The sequence below is a fragment of the Blastococcus sp. SYSU DS0973 genome, from assembly GCF_054051055.1.
In genome coordinates this window covers 99,240-122,807 of sequence record NZ_JBJHAN010000003.1, presented here as the reverse complement: position 1 = coordinate 122,807, position 23,568 = coordinate 99,240, and the positions used below count along the sequence as shown (strand labels likewise).

General features: G+C 72.5%; 20 protein-coding genes. 10 read left to right on the top strand and 10 right to left on the bottom strand.

What is annotated here, in order from left to right; all coding sequences use genetic code 11:
* Positions 1–34: 34 nt before the first annotated feature.
* Entirely contained in the window at positions 35–1,858 is a 1,824-nt protein-coding gene (locus ACI791_RS07295) for a flavin-containing monooxygenase (RefSeq protein WP_456585444.1), read from the top strand.
* A gap of 26 nt (positions 1,859–1,884) precedes the next feature.
* Here ACI791_RS07295 and ACI791_RS07290 read toward each other — a convergent pair whose 3' ends face one another.
* From ACI791_RS07290 to ACI791_RS07280, 3 genes are all read right to left on the bottom strand, one after another.
* Entirely contained in the window at positions 1,885–2,340 is a 456-nt protein-coding gene (locus ACI791_RS07290; RefSeq protein ID WP_456585443.1) for a hypothetical protein, read from the bottom strand.
* 270 nt (positions 2,341–2,610) lie between these two features.
* Entirely contained in the window at positions 2,611–3,432 is an 822-nt protein-coding gene (locus ACI791_RS07285; protein ID WP_456585442.1) for an alpha/beta fold hydrolase, read from the bottom strand.
* 74 nt (positions 3,433–3,506) lie between these two features.
* On the bottom strand, positions 3,507–5,021 hold the full coding sequence (locus ACI791_RS07280) for a flavin-containing monooxygenase (protein ID WP_456585441.1): 1,515 nt from the start codon (positions 5,019–5,021) through the stop codon (positions 3,507–3,509).
* Between the two features lie 344 nt (positions 5,022–5,365).
* Between ACI791_RS07280 and ACI791_RS07275 the strand changes: the two genes are divergently transcribed.
* From ACI791_RS07275 to ACI791_RS07260, 4 genes are all read left to right on the top strand, one after another.
* The gene (locus ACI791_RS07275; protein ID WP_456585440.1) at positions 5,366–6,532 is read left to right on the top strand and encodes an MFS transporter; all 1,167 of its coding nucleotides are present in this window, start codon (positions 5,366–5,368) and stop codon (positions 6,530–6,532) included.
* A gap of 177 nt (positions 6,533–6,709) precedes the next feature.
* Positions 6,710–6,928, top strand: coding sequence for a hypothetical protein (locus tag ACI791_RS07270; RefSeq protein ID WP_456585439.1), 219 nt, complete (start codon positions 6,710–6,712; stop codon positions 6,926–6,928).
* Between the two features lie 322 nt (positions 6,929–7,250).
* Positions 7,251–8,078 (top strand): phosphoenolpyruvate hydrolase family protein, encoded by an 828-nt coding sequence (locus ACI791_RS07265; protein WP_456585438.1) that lies wholly within the window; start codon positions 7,251–7,253, stop codon positions 8,076–8,078.
* A gap of 205 nt (positions 8,079–8,283) precedes the next feature.
* Complete coding sequence (locus tag ACI791_RS07260; RefSeq protein ID WP_456585437.1) at positions 8,284–9,192, top strand: NAD-dependent epimerase/dehydratase family protein; 909 nt, start codon at positions 8,284–8,286, stop codon at positions 9,190–9,192.
* Positions 9,193–9,649: 457 nt separating this feature from the next.
* Here ACI791_RS07260 and ACI791_RS07255 read toward each other — a convergent pair whose 3' ends face one another.
* The 4 genes from ACI791_RS07255 to ACI791_RS07240 are packed head-to-tail and all read right to left on the bottom strand — an operon-like array spanning position 9,650 to position 16,006.
* Complete coding sequence (locus ACI791_RS07255) at positions 9,650–11,320, bottom strand: class I SAM-dependent methyltransferase (protein ID WP_456585436.1); 1,671 nt, start codon at positions 11,318–11,320, stop codon at positions 9,650–9,652.
* A 23-nt stretch (positions 11,321–11,343) separates the two neighbouring features.
* Complete coding sequence (locus ACI791_RS07250; RefSeq protein ID WP_456585435.1) at positions 11,344–12,378, bottom strand: NAD-dependent epimerase/dehydratase family protein; 1,035 nt, start codon at positions 12,376–12,378, stop codon at positions 11,344–11,346.
* Positions 12,375–14,984, bottom strand: a complete 2,610-nt coding sequence (locus tag ACI791_RS07245) for an alpha/beta fold hydrolase (protein WP_456585434.1) — start codon at positions 14,982–14,984, stop codon at positions 12,375–12,377. Before ACI791_RS07245 ends, ACI791_RS07250 begins: the two co-directional genes overlap by 4 nt.
* Positions 14,981–16,006, bottom strand: coding sequence for a 3-oxoacyl-ACP synthase III (locus tag ACI791_RS07240; protein ID WP_347056908.1), 1,026 nt, complete (start codon positions 16,004–16,006; stop codon positions 14,981–14,983). Before ACI791_RS07240 ends, ACI791_RS07245 begins: the two co-directional genes overlap by 4 nt.
* 336 nt (positions 16,007–16,342) lie before the next feature.
* Here ACI791_RS07240 and ACI791_RS07235 point away from each other — a divergent pair, with 336 nt between their 5' ends.
* Positions 16,343–17,095, top strand: a complete 753-nt coding sequence (locus tag ACI791_RS07235) for an alpha/beta fold hydrolase (RefSeq protein ID WP_456585433.1) — start codon at positions 16,343–16,345, stop codon at positions 17,093–17,095.
* A gap of 38 nt (positions 17,096–17,133) precedes the next feature.
* Here ACI791_RS07235 and ACI791_RS07230 read toward each other — a convergent pair whose 3' ends face one another.
* Positions 17,134–18,150, bottom strand: coding sequence for an SDR family oxidoreductase (locus tag ACI791_RS07230; RefSeq protein WP_456585432.1), 1,017 nt, complete (start codon positions 18,148–18,150; stop codon positions 17,134–17,136).
* 376 nt (positions 18,151–18,526) lie between these two features.
* Between ACI791_RS07230 and ehuB the strand changes: the two genes are divergently transcribed.
* Genes ehuB through ehuA form a run of 4 tightly spaced genes read left to right on the top strand, consistent with a single transcriptional unit; the run spans position 18,527 to position 21,605 of the window.
* Complete coding sequence (gene ehuB / locus ACI791_RS07225) at positions 18,527–19,435, top strand: ectoine/hydroxyectoine ABC transporter substrate-binding protein EhuB (RefSeq protein ID WP_456585431.1); 909 nt, start codon at positions 18,527–18,529, stop codon at positions 19,433–19,435.
* Between the two features lie 4 nt (positions 19,436–19,439).
* On the top strand, positions 19,440–20,141 hold the full coding sequence (ehuC, locus tag ACI791_RS07220) for an ectoine/hydroxyectoine ABC transporter permease subunit EhuC (protein ID WP_347056904.1): 702 nt from the start codon (positions 19,440–19,442) through the stop codon (positions 20,139–20,141).
* Positions 20,138–20,803, top strand: a complete 666-nt coding sequence (ehuD, locus tag ACI791_RS07215) for an ectoine/hydroxyectoine ABC transporter permease subunit EhuD (RefSeq protein ID WP_456585430.1) — start codon at positions 20,138–20,140, stop codon at positions 20,801–20,803. Before ehuC ends, ehuD begins: the two co-directional genes overlap by 4 nt.
* Before the next feature lie 37 nt (positions 20,804–20,840).
* On the top strand, positions 20,841–21,605 hold the full coding sequence (gene ehuA / locus ACI791_RS07210) for an ectoine/hydroxyectoine ABC transporter ATP-binding protein EhuA (protein WP_456585429.1): 765 nt from the start codon (positions 20,841–20,843) through the stop codon (positions 21,603–21,605).
* Positions 21,606–21,761: 156 nt separating this feature from the next.
* On the opposite strand, the gene ACI791_RS07205 is transcribed toward ehuA, so the two are convergent.
* Both ACI791_RS07205 and ACI791_RS07200 read right to left on the bottom strand, forming a co-directional pair.
* Positions 21,762–22,328, bottom strand: coding sequence for a hemerythrin domain-containing protein (locus tag ACI791_RS07205; protein WP_456585428.1), 567 nt, complete (start codon positions 22,326–22,328; stop codon positions 21,762–21,764).
* A gap of 337 nt (positions 22,329–22,665) precedes the next feature.
* Complete coding sequence (locus ACI791_RS07200) at positions 22,666–23,076, bottom strand: hypothetical protein (protein ID WP_456585427.1); 411 nt, start codon at positions 23,074–23,076, stop codon at positions 22,666–22,668.
* Positions 23,077–23,568: the final 492 nt, after the last annotated feature.

Below are 23,568 nucleotides of genomic sequence, written 5' to 3'. Positions count from 1 at the left end.
TCATGCCGACCGGTGTCCGCAGGAGGCAGCCCGGATGACCCAGACCCTCGACACGACCACGCAGGCCCCGGTACAACGCGCGGAGCGCTGGCTCGCCGACTTCGACGAGGCGCTGGCTGCCCGCGACGTCGCCCGCGCGGCGGGCATGTTCGCCGCCACCAGCTTCTGGCGCGACCTGATCGCCTTCAGCTGGAACATCACGACCGCCGAGAACCCGGCCGGGGTCACCGACCTGCTGACGGCGACGCTCGAGCGCACCGACCCGTCGTCCTTCGCGGTGTCGGAGCCGCCCGAGGAGGCCGACGGCGTCACCACCGCGTGGTTCACCTTCGAGACCGCCGTAGGGCGAGGCAAGGGGCTGGTGCGCCTGGTCGAGGAGGACGGCGTCCCGAAGGCGTGGACGTTCCTCACCACGATGCACGAGCTGAAGGGGCACGAGGAGCCGCGTGGTCCCCGTCGTCCTCCGGGTGCCGAGAACGGGATCCACCGCGGCCGGGAGACCTGGCTGGAGCGCCGCGAACGCGAGGCGGCCGAGCTGGGCGTCGCCACGCAGCCGTACGTGCTGGTCGTCGGTGGCGGGCAGGGCGGCATCGCGCTCGGCGCCCGACTGCGCCAGCTCGGCGTCCCGAGCCTGGTGGTCGACAAGCACCCGCGACCGGGCGACCAGTGGCGGGGCCGGTACAAGTCGTTGTGCCTGCACGACCCCGTCTGGTACGACCACCTGCCCTACCTGCCGTTCCCGGACAACTGGCCGGTGTTCGCGCCCAAGGACAAGATCGGCGACTGGCTCGAGTCCTACACGCGGGTGATGGAGATCCCGTACTGGTCGAGCACCGTGGCGCTGTCGGCGTCGTACTCGCCGGAGGCGGGGGAGTGGACCGTCGAGGTGGAGCGCGAGGGCAAGCCGCTGACCCTGCGACCGCGGCACGTCGTCCTCGCCACCGGGATGTCCGGCAAGCCCAACGTGCCGGTCATCCCCGGGCAGGACGTCTTCCGCGGCGACCAGCAGCACTCCTCCCAGCACCCCGGGCCCGACGCCTACGCCGGCAAGCGGGTGGTGGTGATCGGCAGCAACAACTCCGCGTTCGACATCTGCGGGGCCCTGTGGGAGCACGGCGTCGACGTCACGATGGTGCAGCGCTCCTCGACGCACATCGTCAAGAGCGACAGCCTCATGGAGATCGGCCTCGGTGCCCTCTACTCGGAGGAGGCCGTCGCCGCCGGGGTGACCACGGAGAAGGCGGACCTGACGTTCGCCTCGCTGCCGTACCGGATCATGCACGAGTTCCAGATCCCGCTGTACGAGCAGATGCGGGAGCGCGACGCGGACTTCTACGACAGGCTGGAGAAGGCGGGCTTCTGGCTGGACTGGGGTGAGGACGGGTCCGGCCTGTTCATGAAGTACCTGCGCCGCGGCTCCGGCTACTACATCGACGTCGGTGCCGCGGAGCTGGTGGCCGACGGGCAGGTGCGCCTGGTGCACGGGCAGGTCGACCACCTGACCGAGGACGCCGTCGTCCTCGAGGACGGCACCGAGCTCCCGGCCGACCTGGTCGTCTACGCCACTGGCTACGGGTCGATGAACGGCTGGGCGGCGGACCTGATCAGCCAGGAGGTGGCGGACCGGGTCGGCAAGGTGTGGGGCCTGGGCTCGGACACCACCAAGGACCCGGGGCCGTGGGAGGGCGAGCAGCGCAACATGTGGAAGCCCACCCAGCAGGAGGCGCTGTGGTTCCACGGCGGCAACCTGCACCAGTCGCGGCACTACTCGCTCTACCTCGCGCTGCAGCTCAAGGCCCGGTACGAGGGGATCCCGACGCCGGTCCACGGCCTCCAGGAGGTGCACCACCTGCGGTGACCGCGGCGCCTGGCCACTCGCGGGCGTCAGGCCGTGTCGGGCGGCGCCGGCACCAGTCGGAGCGCGCCCGCCAGCGCGCCGTACAGCAGCGCCGGGCCGGTGTGCGCGAGCCGCCGGCCCGCGGCCGCCCGCGCCTGCCCTTGGCGGAGGGCCCGCCGTTCGGCGGCCACCACCCCGGCGACCGAGCAGGTCAGCACGGCGGCCAAGAACGCGAGGGCGACGACCTCGCGCCCGGTGGTCAGCGCACCGAACGCCTGCGGGAGGGAGGTTGCGCTGCCCTCCTCCCGGGCCTCGCGCGCGGTGGCCCGCGCCGCCCGGGCGCCTGGGATGGCGGCTGCGACGGAGGCGGCGACGAGCCCGGCCTTCGCCCAGCCGCGGGCCCGGCGGGAGGGGATGAAGTCGGGGGTGGCGTAGTACACGGCGGTCACCGCTCCGGTGACCGCCGCCTCGACTCCTCGGGAGGACGTCGGCCGGGTGGTCATGCGGCCATCCTGCCGCGCCCGGACGGGCGGAAGGCATCTGTGCCTCCGGCCTGGCGTTCGACCCGCTGCACCGGTGTGCCGGCTCCCTGCCCGGGCCGAAGCCCATCCTGGTCGTCTCCGCGCACTGGGAGTCCGCGCCGCTGCCGGTCAGCGCTCCCCGGCCCAGCGAGCTGGTCGAGGACGGGATCATCGGGGCGGCCGGCGGCCCGCCCGCCGTGACCCCGTGACGGTTCCGGCACCCCGGGCCGGGGGCGGGGACGGTCCGGAGGATCAGCTCGACTGCAGCACGGTGTGCCGACTGAGGAACCCGGTCACGAGTCGCGCCAGGTCCTCGGGGCGCTCGATGTGCACGCCGTGGCTCGACCCGGGCCCGGTCAGCAGCTCGAACTGCGCGCCCGGGATGGCATCGGCCACGGCCTTCGCCTGCCAGGGCGGGGTCAGGAGATCCTGCTCGCCCACGATCACCAGGGTGGGGGCGGTGATGTCGCCGAGGCGGTCGAGGGTGTCGTGCGCCAGGTCGGCGTCCCACTGCTCGACCGTCACCTGCATCTGCTCGTCCGTCTGCGGGAACGCCGGCAGCATCGGCTCCAGCATCGCCGCGAAGTCCGGGTGGTCGAGCAGCTGCGGCGAGAAGGCCAGCCCGGCGGTGGCCAGCGCCGTCTCCATGTCGCGGTGGACGTAGGGGTACCGCAGAGCCGACAGGACGGAACGCTGGAAACCGTCGCACCGTCCCCAGCTGGCGTACATGACCGCGGTGGCGACCTGTTCCGGGTGCGCGAGGGCCAGCTCCTGCAGGACGGCGGAGCCGAGCGACCACCCCATGACGTGCGCCCGGGGGACGTCGAGGGCGGTGAGCAGCGCCGAGGCGTCCTCGGCCAGGGACGCCACGGAGATCGCGCCGTCGCCGCGCTCGCTCCCGCCGAGCCCGCGGTTGTCGAAGGCGATCACCCGGTACTGCTCGGCCAGCCGCGGGATCATCTCGCCCCACAGCGGGATCGACCCCGACGTTCCCATGATCAGCAGCAGAGGGTCGCCCTCGCCGGTGATCTCGTAGTTCAGGGTGACCCCGGTCCGGACGGGCGTCTGCGGCATGGTGGCTCCTCACTGAGCGACTGAGCCCGCGGGCACGGCGCCCGCGGGGAGGTTCGGGGGATGGGGGATCGACGTCAGCGGTAGACGAGCGACCCGTCGTCGAGGTCGGCCTTCGGCAGGATCTCCATCTCCGCCGCGTGCTCCAGCATGTGGGTCCAGGGCTCGCGGTCGCCCTGCTTGAACAGCACGTGCTGCGAGCGCATGACGTAGCCGGCGTTGAAGTCCTCCGGATCCGACCACGGGCGCAGTTGCATGCCGGCGTCCTCGTCGCGCAGCGTCGGGACGACCATGGTCGCGTCCTCGAGCTCCATCTTCTCCATCAACCGGATCACGAGGTCGCTGACCAGGTCGACGCGCAGCGTCCAGCTGTGCCGGAAGTAGCCGAACATGTAGGCCATGTTCGGGACGCCGCTGATCATCACGCCGCGCCACGTGACGCGTTCGGGGAAGTCCACCGCCTCGCCGTCCACGGTGAACGCGACATCCCCGAGGACCGACAGGTTGAACCCCGTGGCGGTGACGACGACGTCGGCCTCGAGCTCTTCACCGGAGCTGACCCGGATGCCCTTCTCGGTGAAGGTGTCGATGGTGTCGGTGACGATCGAGGCCTTCCCCTCCCGGAGCGCCGCGAACAGGTCGCCGTCGGGGACGAATGCGATCCGCTGCTGCCACGGGCGGTAGCGCGGGGTGAAGTGCTTCTCGACGTCGAAGCCCTCCGGGAGCAGCGGCTTCATCGACTCCATGAGGAACGTGTGCAGCTCGTCGGGCGCCTCGTGCGCCAGCCTCGCCAGCTCGTTGAGCTGGGCGGTGTAGGCGCGACGCATAATTTCGTGGGTCCACTCCTCCGGGATGTCCAGCTGGCGCAGCGTCACCGCGAGCTCGTGGGTCAGCGGCGGGGCGAAGAAGTACGACGGGGACCGCTGCAGCATGGTCACGTGGTCCGCCTGCTGCGCGATCGCGGGGATCAGCGTCGCGGCGGTGGAACCGGAGCCGATGACGACGACGCGCTTACCGCTGAGATCCAGGTCGTCCGGCCATTGCTGCGGGTGCACGACCAGGCCCTCGAACCGGTCCATGCCCTCCCAGCGCGGCTGGTAGGGCTCGGTGTGGTTGTAGTAGCCCTGGCACATCCACAGGAAGCCGGTGGTGAACTGCACTTCCTCCCCGGTGTCCGAGCGGGTGACCTGCACCGTCCACCGGCGGTCCTCGCTCGACCAGCTGGCCGCGGTCACCCGGTGCAGGTAGCGGATGTGCGTGGCGAGGTCGTCCTCGGCGATGACCTCGTCCAGATAGTTCAAGATCTCCTCGCCCGCTGCGATGGAGGGACCTCGCCAGGGCTTGAAGCGGTAGCCGTAGGTGAACAGGTCGCTGTCGGAGCGCACCCCCGGATACCGGTGCGTCCACCAGGTGCCGCCGCGGGCGTCCTGCGCGTCCAGGAGCACGAACGACCGCTCCGGGAAGCGCTCCTGCAGGTGGTGCGCGGCCCCGATGCCGGAGACCCCGGCCCCCACGATGAGGACGTCGACGTGTTCCGGCGGGGACGCGGCGCCGTGCCGCTCCGGGACGGTTCGCTGTTCGGTCGCGGTCATGGATCGACCTCCACTGCGGCGCTGTGACGTGGGACACAGACGTTACCCACGTGCCGGCGCCTGCGGAGTGATTCCGGCGCGAGCGTGGTGCAGAACTCGGTGACTGCGGCACCCACCCACGTCGGCACGGGACGGCGGCGACACGGCGGCCAGCCGATCGCCGAGGTGCCCACCGACCCCGATCCCGTGCGCGCCGCCCGCGGACGTCGCCCGCGGGCGGCTGCTCCTGGTGGAGAGCCAGTTCGACGAGGACCCGCCGTCGCGAACTCGGATGTGGTCGTCCTGCGGTTCTGTTCCTGGCGCATCGGTCCAACGCGCCGGGCGGTCTCGTATCGTCCTCCGGCATGCGCCCTGCGGCAGCGGTCGACTCGGTCCGTAGCTGGGTGATGGTCGCCGCCGGGTTCGCGGGCATGTTCGTCACGTTCGGGATCGCCTACTCGTTCGGCGCGTTCCTCGGTCCCATGGCGGAGGAGTTCGGCTCCGGTCGCGGCATGACGTCGGCCTTCTTCGCCCTGACCTCGCTCACGTACTTCGGCCTGGGCGCGCTCAGCGGCGTCGCGGTGGACCGCTACGGCCCCCGGCGGGTGCTGCTGGTCGGCGCCGTCGCCCTCGGTGCCGGGCTCGCCGCGACGTCGGTGGCCGGGGAGCTGTGGATCGGCCTGCTCACCTACGGCTTGGGGGTCGGCATCGGGGTGGGCTGCGCCTACGTGCCGATGGTGGCCGTTGTCAGCGGATGGTTCGAGCAGCGCCGCACCTTCGCCGTCGGGGTGGCGGTGACGGGCATCGGCCTGGGCACGCTCGCCGTGGCCCCGCTGGCGGCCGCGCTGATCGGTGAGCTGGGGTGGCGCAGCACCCACCTCGTTCTGGGCCTGGCCGGCGCGCTGGTGCTCGTGCTCTGCGCCGTGGTCGTCGAGCGCCCACCGGTGGAGGGCGGCCCCGCGGCGCTGACGCTGCGCGAGGCCGTGCGCAACCGCGACTACCGGAGGCTGTACCTGGCGTCGGGCCTCCTGTCCGTCGCCCTGTTCGTGCCTTTCGTACACCTGCCCGGGTACGCCGTGCAGCAGGGCGCCGACCGGGTCGCGGCGGCGGCCCTGGTCGGGGTGATCGGCGCGGCGAGCATCGCGGGCCGGCTGCTGCTCGGCCTGGTGGCGGGGCGGACCGGTGCGTTGCGGGCCTTCCAGGGGTGCTTCCTGACCATGGGCCTGAGCTTCGCGCTGTGGGGCGTGGGGGGCGGCTACGGGATGCTGCTCGCCTTCGCGGTCGTGCTCGGCGTCGGCTACGGCGGGTTCGTGGCCATCGGTCCCGCCGTCGTCGCCGAGCGCTTCGGCACCACCCGCCTGGGCGGGCTGCTGGGGGTGCTCTACACCAGCGCCGGGCTCGGCTCGGCCCTGGGCGCTCCGCTCGCCGGTACGGCCGTGGACGCCTCGGGGTCCTACACACCGGTCGTCGCCGGATGCCTGGTCCTGGGGCTGGCGGCCTACCTGACGGTGCTCAGCGTCGGCCGGGCCTGAGCACCGGGGGCCGCCGCGACCCGTGACCCGATCCGGCTCCGCATGCGCGGAAGGCTGACGGGGAGTGCGGTCCGGGGGCAGAATCGGCTTCCGCCCCGAGAGTGCGGACCGGCCAGGCACTCGTGTCCAGCGAGCGGGTGGCGGAGTACCGCATCGACCCCTATCCCGGCTGGACCGATGTCCGCGACCCCGCCTCCCTTCCACCGCGAGATCCGTTCGGCCCGCTTTCCCCACGGGCTGCCGGACCGCTGCGACGACACGGTCGTCGAGGCCTTCGACGACGCCTGGCTGCTGCTGGAGCGGACGCGGAGCGGGTACCGGGTTCTCGGCGTGGCAGAGGACTACCCGTCGGCGCGCGCATGGCTGGTCGCCGCCGAGGACGCGACGCGGTCCTGATCCGCAGGTTCCGGTCCCCAGCAGATCAGGACCGTCGGTCACTGCACGCCCGGTGTGACCCCGATGCGTACCACCCGGGCGGGATGGCGGAGCCGGGCACGGGGATCGCCGCTAAGCTCGCCGCGGCGACGGGGGGCACGGCGGCCGTCATCCCGCTGCCCGACGTGAGTGCGTCCACGTCGATTGCGGCCTGTTCCGACGCCGTCCGCCCCGGCGGGACAGACCCGTGCCGTCCCAGACGCGACGAGGCCATCACCGCCCCGGTTCCGCCGCGGCGGCCGACGCCTGCCAGGACGTCGTCGCCAACCGAAGGAGAGCTGACATGGACCGCAGTACCGCACGCGCCCGTTTCGCCGCCCAGGTCGCCGCCGGCCGACCGATCATCGGCGGCGGAGCCGGGACCGGGATCTCGGCGAAGTCCGCGGAGGCCGGCGGCATCGACCTGCTGATCATCTACAACTCGGGGCGGTTCCGGATGGCCGGCCGCGGCTCGCTGGCCGGGCTGATGGCCTACGGCGACGCCAACGCCATCGTCGTGGACATGGCCAGCGAGGTGCTGCCCATCGTCCAGGACACCCCAGTCCTGGCCGGCGTCAACGGCACCGATCCGTTTCGGCTGATGGGGCCGTTCCTCGACGACCTCAAGCGCCTCGGGTTCACCGGCGTCCAGAACTTCCCGACCGTGGGCCTCATCGACGGCGTCTTCCGGGCCAACCTCGAGGAGACCGGCATGGGTTTCGGCTTGGAGGTCGACATGATCCGCCTCGCCAACGAGAAGGACTTGCTCACCGCGCCGTACGTGTTCGACGAGGAGCAGGCCCGCAGCATGGCCGCCGCCGGCGCCGACATCCTCGTTCCGCACCTGGGCTTGACCACGAAGGGCTCGATCGGCGCGGCCACCGCACTCACCCTGGACGAGTCCGTCGCACGGGTGCAGGCGATGGCCGACGCGGCCAAGCGGGTCAACCCGGACATCCTGTGCCTCTGCCACGGCGGCCCCATCGCCGAGCCCGACGACGCCGCCTACGTCCTGCAGCGCACCGAGGGCGTGGTCGGCTTCTTCGGTGCATCCTCGATTGAACGGCTGCCCACCGAGATCGCCATCCGTACCCAGACCGAGGCGTTCAAGGCCATCGACATCGCCCGCTGACCCTCGCCGTCCCGAGGTGGGAGCTCTCGTTCGGTGTCGGCAGGCGACGAGCGACCTCTCGATGCGAGGGGTGTTTCGCGGGGCTTCGGCGCGTTGCTTGCCGCAGTCCGACCGGCCGGCCCGGTGAGTGCCGGGCGCTCGGAGGCGCTGCGACGACGTGCTGCAGAGCGGGCGTCGTCGGGTGGCGGCTGGCAGTGTGGAGGGCATGACCACTCCATCTCCCGTCGTCGTGGTGACCGGTGCGAACGGCTTGGTGGGCACCGCGGTGTGCCGGGCGCTGGTCGAGCGGTCGGCGCAGGTGCGCGCCGTCGTCCGCCGCGAGGGCAGCGCGCCCGCCTTCGACGAGGTCACCGAGCACGTCGGCGACTTCGCCGACGAGGGCTTCGCCCGCGAGGTGAGCCGGGGCGCCGACGCGGTGGTCACGACGGTGCATCCGATGGGCTCGCCCCGGGAAGTGCAGCACCGGGTGGCCGCGGAGGGCACGCAGGTCCTCGCCCGGGCTGCCCGGGACGCCGGTGTCGCCCGGCTGGTGCACGTCTCCACGGCCGGGGTCTACGACCGCTCGGCCGGCGTCGGGGACGTGGCCGAGGACGGTGCTCTCCTGCCCGAGGGGAGCGGGGACTACCCCGACACCAAGAACGCCACCGACGCCGCCCTGGCAGAGGTCGGCGGGCTCACGACCGTGCTGGTGCGCCCGCCGGCGATCATGGGAGCCGGCGAGACGTCGGTCTGGAACGCGCTGCGACCGCAGCAGGTCCGCGACGGGGATCGCCGGGCAAACCCGGCACAGACCTGGCCCTGGGTGCACGTCGAGGACCTGGCGGATCTGATCGCGGACCTCGCCACGGGCGCCGTTCCGGCCGGCGACGACGCGGCGCGAGGCCCTGTGGCCGGTGGCACGACCGCGGTCATCGTCGCGGGCGAGCCGGCGACGTGGCGGGACTACCTGGGCACGGTGACCGAGGCGTTGGGCGTCGAGCCGGAGTGGACCGACGAGCCGGCCTGGACGGGGCAGTTGCGCACCGACCGCGCGCGCGGGTGGGGCTGGGCGCCTCGAGTAAGCCTCGCCGAAGCCATGGACGAGCTGCGGCGAGGCCTGACGACGCGCGCGTGACACAGCGGTCTCGTGGGTCACGGTGGCCGGCCGCCGGCGACCTCCCAGGTCACCTCCGCCCAGGTCACCTCCGCCCAGGTCACCTCCGCCCAGGTCACCTCCGCCCTGCGCACACCCTCCCGACGAGGAGAACCGGCAGCGAGGGGAGCTTTTCGCGGGCAATGTCTCAGCGCCGCGACCGCCACGGAGGCCTTCACCCGGGAGTCGATGGCGCCCGACATCCGGTCGGGATAGACGTCCCCGATCGTGCAGAAGTGGCTCGCCCTCGGCGCTCGACCTCGCCGCGGCCGGACCATCCCACCCGATGAGTCACCTGGACTCGGGGCAGTCCCGACCGGGGCGTGCACGTGTCCGAGGGGCGGCTCGCTCCCTACGCTCGGGTCCGGCGTCAGCTGATCGCCGCCCTCCAGACCGTCGCGGGGAGCCGGCTGCCGCGGCCGAATGGTGACGATGGGCCTCAGGGGACGAACGGGTCACCGGCTGCCGCCGCTGATCCGCCGCCACGTCCTGCGGCTGAGTCGTTGCCCGGCTGGTGAGTTCCCCGCACTGCGCGGGCGCTCCAGTCCGGACGGGTCAGCGGGAGCCGGTCGTCTCCGGGAAGTCCTGGCTTGATCGCCAGGACCTGGTTCACGCCGACCCGGCGGCCCTCGAACGCCAGCGCCGATCCTGCCAGGTAGAGCCGCCACACCCGGGCCCGGCCGGGGGAGGAGAGCCGGACGGCGTCGTCCCATCGGCGCTCGAGGTTGTTCACCCAGGCCCGGCAGGTGAGCGCGTAGTGCCGGCGGAGCGCCTCGACGTCGCAGACCTCGAGACCCGCCTCCTCCAGCACCCGCACGTGGGTGGCCAGCGGCTGCAGCTCTCCGTCGGGAAAGACATAGCGAGTGAGGAACGAGCCGGGATCCGGGCGGTCCGGCCCGGCTGCCGGGCCGCGCGCGATCGCGTGGTTGAGCAGCCGGCCACCGGGGCGCAGCAGCGCGTGGAGTTGTGCGGCGTAGGCCGGCAACTGGGCGAGGCCCACGTGCTCGGCCATCCCGATCGAGGCGATCGCGTCGAAGGGCCCGTCCACGACCTCCCGGTAGTCCTGCTGCCGGACCTCGACGCTCTCGGAGAGGCCTGCCTCGGCCACGCGGCGGGTGGCCAGCTCGGCCTGGGCGGCGGAGATGGTCACCCCGGTCACCGACACCCCGTACCGGGCGGCGGCGTGCAGGGCCAGCGAGCCCCAGCCGCACCCGACGTCGAGCAGCCGCATCCCGGGCTGCAGGTCCAACTTGCGGCAGACGAGGTCGAGTTTGGCCTCTTGCGCCTGCTCCAGCGTCGCCGTCGGCTCGGGGAAGTAGGCGCAGCTGTACACGAGTGAGGGCCCCAGCAGGAGCCGGTAGAAGTCGTTCCCGATGTCGTAGTGGTGGCTGATGGCGCTCCGGTCCCGCCCGAGCGAGTGCCGGATCCCGCGCAGCCGAGCCTCTTCGGGCGGCGGCGCAGGGGGCGGGCCGAGCACCCCCAGTCGCAGGAGCGGGCCGGCCAGCCGGGCGAGGGCCGCCCGGTCCAGGCGTAGCTCCGGGCGGGCCGGCAGCCGATCCGGAAAGCTCAGCGCCGCGTAGATGTCCCCCTCGATGTCGAGATCCCCGCTGACGTAGGCGCGGGCGAGGCCCAGCTCCCCGGGCGCGTAGACCAACCGGCGCAGGGCGCGCGGGTGGCGCACGACCAGAGTCGGGGCCCCCTGGACGACGGACTCCGAGCCGTCCCAGCACCGCACCGACAGCGGAAACGGCGCCCCCAGCAGCAGCCGTCCCAGCTCGTCCACCAACTCGGCAGCCCCGCGCGAAGAGGAAACCATGCCCAACCCTTGCACAGCGATGCCGGAGCTCGTCCGCACCGTTCGCCAGCACGCGGCGCCATCGGCTGTGCGGTGGGCTCGGGTGAGCAGACCCAGATCGCGGGCCCGCTGCACCGCCACGAGCCGGTCCCCGACGCCGAGCGTGCGGTACACGCGCTCCAGGTGCTCGTGCACGGTTCGTGGTGAGGAGCCCAGCCGCCGGGCGATCGACGCGGCGGTCAGGCCCTGCCCCAGCGGTTGCAGGACGGCGACCTCCCGGCCGGTCAGGCCGAGATCCCGCCCGCCGAGGTCCACCTCGGTGTCCGAGGGGCGACGCGCTACCTACCCCCACGGCCGGCGCCGTGAGGCGGCTGACGGTGCCCGACCCGGGAGCCCGCCCCTGTGCCCGAACCGCCGTACCAGGCAGCCAGCTGGGCGAATCCGGCGTCGAGGCCGACCTCCGGCCGCCAGCCGAGCGCGCTCCGGGTCCGCCGCTGGTCGAACCAGTGCGCCGTCGTCAGCTGCTCGGTGAGGAACCGGGTCAGTGGAGGAGTCGACCGACGGCCGAGAGCTGACCAGCTCTTCTCCACCACGGCGCCGGCCAGCCAGGCTGCGTGCGTGGGGACTCGACCCCGTGGTCCGGGCACGCCGGCTGCCGAGCACAGCCGCCTCAGGATCTCGTCCACCGTGCGGGGTTCACCGTTGGAGACCACCAGTGCTTCCCCGTGGACGGGCCCGCACGCGTCGACCCCTGCCAGGACGGCGGCAGCGGCGTTGTCGATGTACGTGGTGTCGATCAGGGCCGTGCCGGAACCGATGAGCGGGAGGCGGCCGCTCCTGGCCCGCGCGATGATCCGCGCCACGAGCTGCTCGTCGCCGGGGCCCCACACCAGGTGCGGGCGGAGGACCAGCACCGCAAGGGCAGCTGAGTCCGCGGCGAGCGCAACCTGTTCGGCCACCGCTTTGGACTTCGAGTAGGCGCCACGCGCCCGGGCTGGATCGGCGGGATCTGCCCCCGCTCCGAACAGGGGTGACCCGGCGTGCGAGACCGAGGGCGACGACACGTGCACCAGCCGCTCGACGCCCTCGGCGGAGCAGGCGGCGACGACGTTCCTCGTGCCCTGGATGTTGGTCCGCGCGTACTCCTCCCACTTCCCGGTCACGTCCACCTTCGCGGCGAGGTGGACGACGGCGTCCTGCCCGACGGCGGCCCGTGCCACCACGGAGGGATCGGCGATGTCCCCGAGCACCTCGGAGCAGGGCAGGCCCGAGGGACGGCGCTGGAGGACCGTGACCTCGTCGCCCCGTGCGAGCAGGCGCTGGGCGGTGACCCGGCCGAGCAATCCGCTCGCGCCGGTGACCAGGACCTTCACGCCCTTTCGCCGTTCCGGGTCGCCCACCGGACCGGCGTGCCGGAGAGAGTTCGGGTTGCCCGGCGTGCCAGTGCCGTCCGGTCGATCTTCGACTGGTGCCGGATGTCGACCGGGAGCGCCTTCGTCTCGAGCACGGCGGCGAGGCCGGTACCGGCCGCGTCCCGGACCCGGTCGGCGAGCTCGACCGGCGCCGCGGTCAGCCGCTCGGCACCAGCTCCCACCCGGAGGCGACGGCGCCGTCGCCCGGCGCCGTCGCTGGGCACGACGACGGCGACGACCACCTGCGCGCCTTCCGGGCCGACGCCGACGACCGCCGCAGCGGAGACGGCGTCCAGGCGCTCGATGCGCTGCTCGGGGCCGACCGGGGTCACCGGCCCGTCCGATGTGCTGATCACGTGCGCCAGCCGGCCCTCTATCCAGAGCCGTCCCGCGCCGTCCAGGCGCCCGACGTCCCCGGTGCGGTGCCATCCCGGTTCGCGGGTGGCCGCCCGCTCGGTGGCCCACAGTGCGTCGTAGCGGTCCTTCACGTGCGGGGCGCGCACGCAGACCTCGCCGGGAGTGTGGGGAGCTTCGGTGAGCGGGCCGTCGGCGGCCCCCAGCGGGGAGAGGGGGCTGATCCGGACCTCGACACCGGGCACCGGGCGGCCGACGCAGACGCCGTTCCCCGGCCCGGCGGCCTCCACGTCGTCCAGGGAGACGTCGGTGACCGGGAGCGCCTCGGTCATGCCGTACGGCGTGTGCGCTTCGGCCTGCGGGAACGTCCCGCGGAGGGAGCGCAGGAGCGGTGTCGACACGGGGGCTCCGGCCGACATGAGCAGCCGCACCCGGCTCAACGCCGAGCGCTGCTCCCCGGTCAGCTGCGCGGTGGTGGCGGCGACGTGCCGCAGGGCAGCGGGCGCGGCGAAGACGACCGTGGCGTCCACGGCGGCCGCCGCGTCGGCCAGCTTCGCGGCGGTGAGCGTGCCGGGCGCCGTGACGTCGATGTCGGGGACGGACGAGGCAATCCCGAGCCCCGGCCCGAGGATGGAGAAGGGGGCGAACGCGGCCACCAGCGAGTCGCCCGGGGTGAGGCCGTAGGCCGTGCGGACCAGCTCAAGCTGAGCGCCGACCTGTCGTTGCGTGTAGACCACGCCCTTGGCGGGGCCGGTTGCCCCCGAGGTGAAGACGACCGCGCAGTCGGAGTCCGTCGGGACCTCCGCCGGCGCGGCCGACGACCGGCCGAGGGCCTCCAGCGAGGTCAGGTCGTGCTCGGCGTCGAGGACCCGGCGGAGTCCAGCCGTCGATCGGCCCGCGACGATGCGCGTCCCGGCCAGCCCCATCGCCCGTGCGGCGACCAGGCCGGCGGCGCTGCCCAGGACGTGGTCCGGCGCTGCTCCCCGGAGCGCGCGGCGCATGCCTCGCAAGCCGAGCCCCTTGTCGGCGACCACGATGACGGCGCCCGCGCGCCAGGTGGCGTAGACCGCTGCCGTCAGGTCCGCCGATGGTTCCAGCAGGAGCGCCACCCGGTCTCCCGGACGGACCCCGGCCGCCGCCAGGCCGGCGGCGAGGTCGGCGACCCGGCGGGCCAGCTGCGCCCAGGTGACCGAGCCCCCGCCGGTCTGCACGACCGCCGGGGAGTCGTCGTCCGAGCGGGCGGCCAGGGCCGCCCAGGGCCGGGCCGGCTCGGCCGACGTGCCGCGGCTGCCCGCCGCCGTGGCGTCCGGCGTGGCGAACGTGTCGGTCACCCAGGTGGCCACCGCCTGGGCGTACTGGGGCGCGTCCTCGGGGAGGAGGTGGGAGGCGCCCTCGTAGCGGTGCACGTCCGCCTGGGGAAGGCGCTCGCGCAGGTCGGTCAGGTACTTCTCCCCGAAGACCGGGTCGCGAGGGCCCCACAGGAGGAGCGTGGGAACGTCGAGCGTGCGGATGCCCTCGGCGATGGCCTCCTGGGCCGGACGGGAGGGGTGTCCCGGCCGGAAGGGGATGTCGGCGACGAACTCGCCCACGGCCCGGCGCCGCGCGGCCGATGGGTAGGGCTGCGCGTAGGCCCGGCGGATCTCCCGGGGCAGCGGCGGCGACGACAGCGCCGTCGCCCCGCGGACGAACACCGAGCTGCCGACGGTGACGGCGGTGCGCAGGCCCGGCGCGTGCGCCAGCCGGATGAGCGCGGGCCCCAGGTCGCCTTCCGGCATGGCCACGGCGGTGTTGGTGAGGACCACGCCGCGCACGTCCTGGCGGTGCTGGAGCGCCCAGCCGAGGGAGATGATGCCGCCCCAGTCGTGGGCGACCGTGACGACCGGGCCGGTGATGCCCAGCGCGGCGGTGAGGTCCCCGAGATCGGTGACCCGCTGGGTCAGGGTCCGCGGCGCGGCCGGCCGCTCGGACCAGCCCATGCCCAGCTGGTCGGGGGCGAGGACACGCCACCCCGGCGGGGCGGCGCCGACGATCCGGCGCCACAGGTAGGACCAGGTGGGGTTGCCGTGCACGCAGAGCAAGGTGCCGACCGGGTCGGTCACACCGTTGTCGAGCACGTGCCACAGGTGCGTGCCGCCGTCCGCACCGGGAGCGGCGACCCACCGCGACCAGGACGGGTCCAGGCCCGGCAGCTGGACCGTCGCGCCCGCTGTCACCAGGCGATCTCCAGGCAGCAGGCGTTGAGGCCCGAGCCGATCCCCATCAGCAGCACGCGGTGGCCGTCGGCCAGGGTGTCGGCCTGCCCCGCCAGCGTGAACGGCACCGACGCGGGGCCGAGGTTGCCGCGGGTCGGGAAGGTCGTCGGCACCAGCGCCCGGTCGATGCCGAACCGGTCGCACAGGGCCCCGGTGTGCACCTTGGAGACCTGGTGGATGACGTAGCGGTCCATTCCCCGTGCCCAGTCGAACTCGGCCGCGGCGTCCGCCCACAGCTCGCCGGACAGTTCGAGGCCGGCGGCGAGGAGCCCCTTGAGGTCGGTCTGCATCCCGTCGTTGTCGCCGGTGCACAGCTGGTGGTGCTCGGTGCCGGCCCGGCTGACCGACCCGACCAGCCGGTGTCCCTCGGGGTGCCGATCGGCCCGACCGAGCACCATGGCCACGGCGCCGGAGCCGAGCGTGAGGGTCGCGAAGTGCCCCATCACGTCCTTGGCCACCGTGTCCGGCCGGTTGAGCAGGTCGATCGTGCGCTCCTGCACGGGCCGTGCGTCCTCACCGTTGACGATCAGCGCGTAGTCCACCATCCCGCTGTCGATCATCGCCGCGGCCAGCTCCATGCCGTTGACGAAGCCCAGGCAGGCGTTGGTCACGTCGAAGTTCTGGCAGGAGCTCGGCAGCCCGAGGGCGTCGTGCACCGCGACGGCCGTGGACGGCTCGAGGTGCTTGCGGCTGACCGACGTGTTCACCATCAGGCCGATGTGCGCCGGGTCGACCCCGCTCTCGCTGATCGCCTTGGCGCCCGCGGTGGCCGCGCCGTCGACGAACGAGACGCCGTCGGCCCACCAGCGGCGCTCCTCGATGCCCGCGAGCCGCTGCAGCAGCCCGGGGCGCAGCCCGACGCGCTGGTAGGTGTCACCCAGCCGTTCGTCGAACGAGGCCGACGTGACGACCTGGGACGCGTCCACCGTCTGCACGGTGAGGATCGCGGTGTTGCTGAATCGGTGTGTGGCGTTGCCGGTCATCAGGTCCACTCGTGAGGTGCGGCGGGCGGCCGTCGTCCTCCTGCGCCACCCTCGTCCGGCGCGCTTACCCGTCGGGGCGACAGGTACACCGGCCGGGCCGTCGGCTCGAGCATCGCAGCCGGACGTGCCCGGGGGGGGAGGCGGTGGCCCGGCAGCGGCGCCGGCGGCCGCGACGCGACGCGGGAGGCCGAGCAGGGGAACGACGGACGCACTGTCCGGCCCCGACGCGGGGTGACGGCGATCACCTTCGGCGCGGCGCGTTGAATGTGCCGGGTGCACCGGGCGGCAGAGCTACCGAGACTGAACACGCACCGGGAGGGGACCGGACCGACCCTGGTGCTCCTCCCCGGCCTCGCCAGTCACATCGGCGAGTTCGGCGCGGTGCTGCCGGCGCTGGCCCGGCGGTACGAGGTGCTGGCGCTCGACCTGCCTGGCCAGGGCGGATCTCCCGCCCTGCCCGCGCCTCTGCGGCCCGACGTCGGGGCGCTGACCGACGCCGTGGAGCGGGAGCTCGACAGGCAAGGCGTTGCCGTGCCGCAGGTGCTGGGCGTCTCCCTCGGCGGCCGCATCGCCCTGGAGCTGGCTCGACGCCACCGCGCAGCGTCCGTGGTCGCCATCGCCCCGACCGGGCCGGTGACACCGCCGGTGCGGGCGTACCAGGCGGCCATGCTCGTGAGCGCACGACTGATGACCGGCGCCCTGGCACCGGTCGCCGGCCCGCTGCTGCGCTTCGCCGTCCCCCGCACGGCCGTGCTCGGCTTCCTGCGGGCGCGGGGATGGCGCACGCCGGCCGACGAGGCAGCGGCGCTGGTCCGCGAGTTCGCGACGACGGAGGACTTCTGGCGGCTGCTGCGGTACGCCGTCCTGCCCGAGGCGACGCTGGACTACCGCGCGGTCGACTGCCCGGTGATCATCGCGCAGGGCACCCACGACGTCCTCGCCGCCAGCCAGTCGGCGTGGTTGGCGGCCCTGGTGCCAGGCGCCCGGTTCCGGCTGCTACCCGTCGCCGGTCACAGCAGCATCGCCGACGTCCCCGACCGGATTCTCGGCCTCGTGACCGAGGCCGCGCGGGCTGCCGCGCACCGGTGAGCGGCAGGCTCTGCGCTCACGCCGCACGGCCGCGCCGGTCACCGGAGCAGCGGCTTGAGCACGAAACCGGCCACGGCGAGCGCCTCGCCGGCCAGGGGGATGTGTCGGACGAGCGGCTGTCGCTGCAGGGACGTGTAGAGGCTGCGCGGCCAGGCGCTCTCGTCGAACCCGTCGCGGGCGGTGTCGTGGGCGTCCAGCGGAGCGAAGAGGTTGTCCGGCGCGTCGGCCGACTTCGGCACCCCGGTGTCGTGCGCCTCGAAACCGAAGCGGACCAGCAGGGCGTCCAGCAGCCGGGGCGCGAGCTTCTCCCCGAGGATGAGCGCCTTCGCCGCCCCGCCGACGACGAGGTCCCGGACAGGGTGCTCGGCGGCGTACAGGAGGGCGTCCACCACCACGTCCGGCTGGTAGACGGGCGGGGGCGCGACCGGTTTCACCCCGATCTTCGTGCGCGCCTGGTCGAACAGCGGGGTGTTGATGGTCGCCGGCATGACGTTGGTGACGCTGACCGGGAGCTCCTCGCGCTGGACCTCCATCCGCAGCGTCTCGACGAAGCCGTCGATGCCGTGCTTGGACGCGCAGTAGGCCGTTTGCAGGGGTACACCGCGCTTGGCACCCATCGAGGAGATGTGGATGAGCGCTCCGCCGTGCTGCCTCAGGTGCGGAAGAGCCGCCATGGCACCGTGGACCTGGCCCATGAGGTTCACGTCGATGACGCGCTGGAACTCCTCCGGCGTCGTCTCCTCGAACGGGGCGACCAGCAGGACCCCAGCGGCGTGCACCCAGGTGTCCAGCCGGCCGTACTCCGTCACCGCGCGCTGGGCCACGCGTCGCATCTGCGCGGGGTCGGTCACGTCGGCTACCTCGGCGACAGCGTCTCCGCCGTCGGCCCGGATCTGTTCGACCAGCGACCGCAAGCCGGCCTCTCCCCGGGCGGCGACGACGACCTTCGCGCCCTCCGCGGCGAACCTGGTGGCGGCCGCACGACCGATCCCGCTCGAGGCGCCCATCACGACGACGACCTGGTCACGCACTGACTTCAACACTGGCTGCGGCATGACTCCCCCTTACCCGGTGGTCCGGTCCTGATGGGCTAACGGCGCGGATGTGGCGGACGACAGCGCGATCGTCGATGCAGCACGCGGTGTTGGTCGTGCAATGCATACGTCTGCCGCCGTCCGCAGACGCTCGGGTCCCACCGAACGCAGCGCGGAGCGACTCGGGCAGGACGCTGGCGTCGACGTGCAGGCCCGTGGGGAGGGGGCGGCGAGCACCCTGCGCTCCGGCGGTGGGTTTGACACCTCTCGTCGGTCTTCATAGCGTTTTGCCTCGTGACTGCGGCCGCAAGCCGCGTTCGGCCCACGATGAACCACGGTCGGCCTAGCGGCGCGGCTCTTTTTCGATGACCTTTGGAATCGAAGATGAGGGGAAGACGTGAGCTATCACTTGAGCCGGGCGCCGCGTGGATCGAAGCGACGGAAGCTGGGCGCCGGAAGTGTCGTCCTTGCGGTCGGCCTGGTCACCGCCTGCTCCAGCACCGAGCCGGGTACGGGGGCGGCGACGGGCGGCGGCAGCACGCTGGACCGGATCACCGATGAAGGCGTCGTCCAGGTGGGATTCGCCAACGAGCGTCCCTACGCCTACCGCGAGGACGGGGAGCTCGTGGGGCAGTCACCCGCCGTCCACGGCTACATCTTCGACCAGATCGGCGGTATCGAGCTCGAACCGAACCTGTTCGAGTTCGGCTCGCTGATCCAGGCGCTGAACTCCGAGCGGGTCGACGTGGTCACCGCCGGGATGTTCATCACCCCGGAGCGCTGCGAGCAGGCCGCGTTCAGCAACCCCGTGTACGTGGCCACGACGGCCATGCTGGTCCCCACCGGCAACCCGATGGGCCTCACCGACTACCAGTCCGTCGCCAACAGCGACGCCGTGCTGGCGGTGATGAACGGTGCGGTCGAGGTGGAGCAGGCCCGTGCCAACGGCATCCCCGACGACCGGCTGCAGATCGTCCCCGACCAGCAGTCGGGCCTGGACGCGGTCAAGTCCGGCCGTGCCGACGCCTTCGCCCTGACGGCCATCTCCCTGCGGGCGCTCGCCGAGAACGACGCGGGCGTCGAGGTCGCCGAGGCCTTCATCCCCGTCGTGGACGGCGAGGAGCAGATCGGCGCCGGCGCGGCGGTGTTCCGCCAGGGCGACGACGAGCTGCGGGAGGCCTTCAACGCCGAGCTGGCAGAGCTGATCGAGAGCGACATGTGGCTCGAGCTGGTGGAGCCGTACGGCTTCACCGAGGCCGAACGCCCGGATCCGGGGCTGACCGCCGAAGAGCTCTGCCAGGGCTGAGCCCTTGCTGCAGGAGCTGATCGATGCCGGCCCCCTGTTCCTCCGGGGGGTCGGCATCACGATCCTCTACACATTGCTCGCTGCGGTGTCCGCGCTGGTCGTCTCGTTCGTGTTCGGCCTGCTGGCCATGTCCCGGTCGACGGTCGTCCGTGGCGTGACCCGGGCCGTCGTCGAGTTCTTCCGCGGCACGTCGCTGGTCGTGCAGTTGCTGTGGATCTTCTTCGTGCTGCCCCAACTGGGCCTGCGCTTCGAGGCCATGGCGGCGGCCACGCTGGCCTTCGCGCTCAACTTCGGTGCCTACGGATCCGAGATCGTCCGCGGGGCCGTCACGTCGGTGCCCAAGGCGCAGTGGGAGGCCACCGTCGCCCTGGGCATGGGACGGGTCCAGCGGATGCGGCGCGTCCTGATGCCTCAAGCGATCCCCGAGATGATCCCGCCGTTCGGCAACCTGCTGGTGCAGATCCTGAAGAGCTCGTCGCTGCTGTTCATCGTCGGCATCACCGACCTGACCTTCGAGGTCAATCAGCTGCGGTTCGAGCTCGGCAGCCTCCCGGCCTTCGGGATCGCGCTCGTCGTGTACTTCGTCCTTGCCCAGCTGCTGCTCGCCGGTATGCGGTTCTGGGAGAACCGCGCGGCGGCCAAGGTGGGCAGAGGGCCCAGAGCCGTGACGGTGACCGCCGATCCGCAGGCGGTGGCCCACACGTGAACGAGAGGTCACTGTGGGACTGGGAGTACGCGTTCGACGTCCTCCCCGAGCTGGTGACCGCGTTCCTGCGGCTGACCCTGGGGATCACTGCGGCTGCGTCGCTGATCGCCGTCGTCCTGGGGCTCGTGCTCGCACTGGGCCGGCGGTCGCGGATCCGGGGCATCTCCTGGCCGGTGTACGGACTGGTCGAGTTCGTCCGCAGCACGCCGATCCCGATCCAGCTGTTCTTCGTGTACTACGCGCTGCCGGCCACCGGGATCCGGATCAGCGCCCTGATGACCGGCATCATCGTGCTGGGCGTCCACTACGCCTGCTACATGTCGGAGGTCTACCGGGCGGGCATCGACGCGGTGCCCAAGGGTCAGTGGGAGGCGTGCGTCGCGCTGTCCCTGCCGCCGCAACGGACATGGCGGGCGGTGGTCCTGCCGCAGGTGGTCCGTCGGGTGCTGCCTGCCACCGGCAACCAGATCATCGCCCTGTTCAAGGAGACGCCGTTCCTGATCGTCATCGGCGTGCTGGAGATGGTCACGGTCGCCAACCAGCTCGCGGCGCAGCAGTACCGCTACATCGAGCCGATCACCATCGCCGGCCTGATCTTCCTGGCGGCGAGCTACCCGACGTCGGTCGTGCTGAGAAGGTTGGAGACCCACCTTGGCTACTGAGACAGCAGCGTCGGTCCGCCCGGGGGAGCCGGATGCGATGATCCGCTTCCAGGACGTCGTCAAACGTTTCGGCGACAACACCGTGCTCGACGGCATGAACTTCACCGTGGCACCGGGGGAGCGGGTCACCCTCATCGGTCCCTCGGGCTCCGGGAAGACGACGATCCTGCGCCTGCTGATGACCCTCGAGGAGGTGACCGAGGGCGTCATCTGGGTCAAGGGGGAGCCGCTCACCCACGAGCGCAAGGGAGACCGGTTGGTCCCGGCGTCCGAGAAGTACCTCCGCAAGGCCCGTCAGCGGATCGGGATGGTCTTCCAGCAGTTCAACCTGTTCCCGAACATGACGGTCATCGAGAACATCATGGAAGCACCGGTGTCCGTGCTCGGGCTGAGCAAGGCCGAGGCGCGGGCGCGCGGTGAGGAGTTGCTGGGCAAGGTCGGTCTGGCCGACCGAGCCGATGCGCACCCGACCCAGCTCTCCGGTGGCCAGCAGCAGCGGGTCGCCATCGCCCGAGCGCTGGCGATGGAACCTGAGGTTCTGTTGCTGGACGAGGTGACGTCCGCGCTGGACCCGGAACTCGTCGTCGACGTCCTCAACGTGCTGCGCGACATCGCCCAGACCACGGACATCACCATGCTGATCGTCACCCACGAGATGCAGTTCGCCCGCGACGTCTCCCACCGCGTGATGATGTTCGACTCCGGGGTCATCGTCGAGGACGGGCCGCCCGAGAAGATCTTCAACGACCCGGACCACGAGCGCACCCGTACGTTCCTCAAGGCGGTTCTCGAGGAGCGTTGACGGCAGCCACCACCGGCAGAAGGCCTCGCCGCTGATCTACGTCGCCCCGTTCGCCATCCCCGGGCGCTTCGCTGGACGGCGCCCGGACAGCAACGGCCTGGTGGTCCCGGACCACCAGGCCGCTGGCTGCGCCTTCGACCGGCTGCGCTGTGCGGATCAGGCGCTGTTCTGCCGGCCGGTCAGCTTGTCCCTGAGCCGGTCGACCATGCCGACACCCGGGCCGACGAGCTTGTGGAAGAGCTCGCTGTGCGGTGCCGCGGGATGTGGACGGGTGGGCGCAGCCTTCTTCGCCGCCTCCACCTTGCTGCCGATCTTGACCAGCTGCTCGCGGGGCAACTGTGCACGGAGCATGGGGAACTGCTCGCTCTCCTCGTCAGAGACATGGTCCCGCAGCACCGCCTCGAGGCGTGCGAGCGTCTCCAGGAACCGCGGGTCGGCGGTGTCGACGCCCTCGAGCTCCTTCATGACCTCCTCGAGTTCCTGGTGCTCCTGGATGTCGTGCTGGACGTGGCTGTCCCCGTCGGCGAGGTGCTCACGCATCGCCGGATAGACGTACATCTCCTCGGCGATCGAGTGGCGCATCAGCTCGGCGATGACCGTGTCGATCATGTCCCGCCGTTGTCCAGCATCGGCGGCCGGGATCTGGCTGACGAGGGCCAGTACCTCCTGGTGGTCCGTGGTCAGGATGTCGATGACGTCCTGTTCTCCCGTGCTGGCGGTCATCCGCTCTCATCTCCCAGTGCATTGGCCTGTGGGCGTTGCTCTGCCTCGGCTCCGGTACCCCAGGTCGCCCTCGCAATCCCCGTGGAGGCATGGATAGGGGTTCGGGTTCCGTGCTCATCGAGGCATGGCGGAACAGCGGGGATGCCTGGAGTGGCGTGTGGGCGGTACGCGCGTCGAGCGGGGCCTTGCCGGTGACACCGGAGACGTCTGGTGTCGAGGCCTCGACCAGCCCGTTCGGGCAGGGGCGTAGTCGGCGGCTCCAGCCCACCGGTGTGAAGCCATGACAGGTCCACCGGACTGCGGACGTCCAGCAGCGGAGTGGTGACCGACCGACGCACTAGACGGGCACCGCGTTCCTCCGCCGCAGCCACCGGCCACCGAGCACCGCCGCGGTGAGCAGGCTGACCGCCCAGAGCCCCGCCTCCTCCGCCACCCAGCCGGAGGACTCCGGCAGCACGGCGTCGACCCCCGTCTCGATCAGCAGGGCAAGCGCTATGCCGACCACCGCCGCGACGGCGCCAGTGAGCGCCCGGCGCGCCGGCCCACCACCGGCGACGGACACCCCGCCGGCGATGAAGGCCAGCACGAGCAGCAGGAGCCCGGTCAGGAACAGCGGACCTTCCAGGGCGCTGCGACCGAGGCCGCCGGACGCCGCGATGACGACCGCCTTGGCCAGCCAGGCCCCCACGGCGCCGATGGCCGCCGCGGCGGCGACACCTCCGGCCCGGTCCTCGATGCGGACGTTCACGAGCGTTCTCCTCTCAGGATGGGGTCGCGTCAGGCGCCGCGGCGGACGACGACGCTGCCCTCGGTGGCCGGGGTGGCCGGGGTGGACGTGAGGAAGTCGTGTCGATGTCGCAGGACCGTGCGTGCAGCCAGTCGTCGTTGCGGACCACCAGCGGTGCCGCGCCGTCCTCCGCCGTCACCACGACCTCCGCGGGCGTCACGGCCAGGCTGCGCTGTGCCGGAGGGCGGCTTCCCCTCGCCGGCCCGTCGCTGGTCCGCACCGGGTACAGCCTCGCGGCGCGGACGGCGAGCACACCGGTGGCTGCGACGCCGTCTGCGGCCAGGCGGCGGGGGAGCGCGGACGGTGCCGGTCGGCGGGCCAGCACCGGCAGCGCGCCGTTCGGCGCATGGGGACCTGGGTGGGCATGACGGGACTCCCGGGGGGCGTGAGACGGACTCCCGGAGCACACCGCCGTGACCGTCCCGGTCGGCAGGGGCCGAGGTCCCGACGAGG

What these genes read in the sequence shown, in the direction of transcription:
- ACI791_RS07280 (WP_456585441.1), bottom strand. Translation starts at nt 5,021, where the DNA reads ATGACCGCGACCGAACAGCGAACCGTCCCGGAGCGGCACGGCGCCGCG.
- ACI791_RS07270 (WP_456585439.1), top strand. Translation starts at nt 6,710, where the DNA reads ATGTCCGCGACCCCGCCTCCCTTCCACCGCGAGATCCGTTCGGCCCGC.
- ACI791_RS07230 (WP_456585432.1), bottom strand. Translation starts at nt 18,150, where the DNA reads ATGCCGCAGCCAGTGTTGAAGTCAGTGCGTGACCAGGTCGTCGTCGTG.
- ehuA (WP_456585429.1), top strand. Translation starts at nt 20,841, where the DNA reads ATGATCCGCTTCCAGGACGTCGTCAAACGTTTCGGCGACAACACCGTG.
- ACI791_RS07295 (WP_456585444.1), top strand. Translation starts at nt 35, where the DNA reads ATGACCCAGACCCTCGACACGACCACGCAGGCCCCGGTACAACGCGCG.
- ACI791_RS07275 (WP_456585440.1), top strand. Translation starts at nt 5,366, where the DNA reads ATGCGCCCTGCGGCAGCGGTCGACTCGGTCCGTAGCTGGGTGATGGTC.
- ACI791_RS07205 (WP_456585428.1), bottom strand. Translation starts at nt 22,328, where the DNA reads ATGACCGCCAGCACGGGAGAACAGGACGTCATCGACATCCTGACCACG.
- ACI791_RS07265 (WP_456585438.1), top strand. Translation starts at nt 7,251, where the DNA reads ATGGACCGCAGTACCGCACGCGCCCGTTTCGCCGCCCAGGTCGCCGCC.
- ACI791_RS07240 (WP_347056908.1), bottom strand. Translation starts at nt 16,006, where the DNA reads ATGACCGGCAACGCCACACACCGATTCAGCAACACCGCGATCCTCACC.
- ACI791_RS07290 (WP_456585443.1), bottom strand. Translation starts at nt 2,340, where the DNA reads ATGACCACCCGGCCGACGTCCTCCCGAGGAGTCGAGGCGGCGGTCACC.
- ACI791_RS07260 (WP_456585437.1), top strand. Translation starts at nt 8,284, where the DNA reads ATGACCACTCCATCTCCCGTCGTCGTGGTGACCGGTGCGAACGGCTTG.
- ACI791_RS07285 (WP_456585442.1), bottom strand. Translation starts at nt 3,432, where the DNA reads ATGCCGCAGACGCCCGTCCGGACCGGGGTCACCCTGAACTACGAGATC.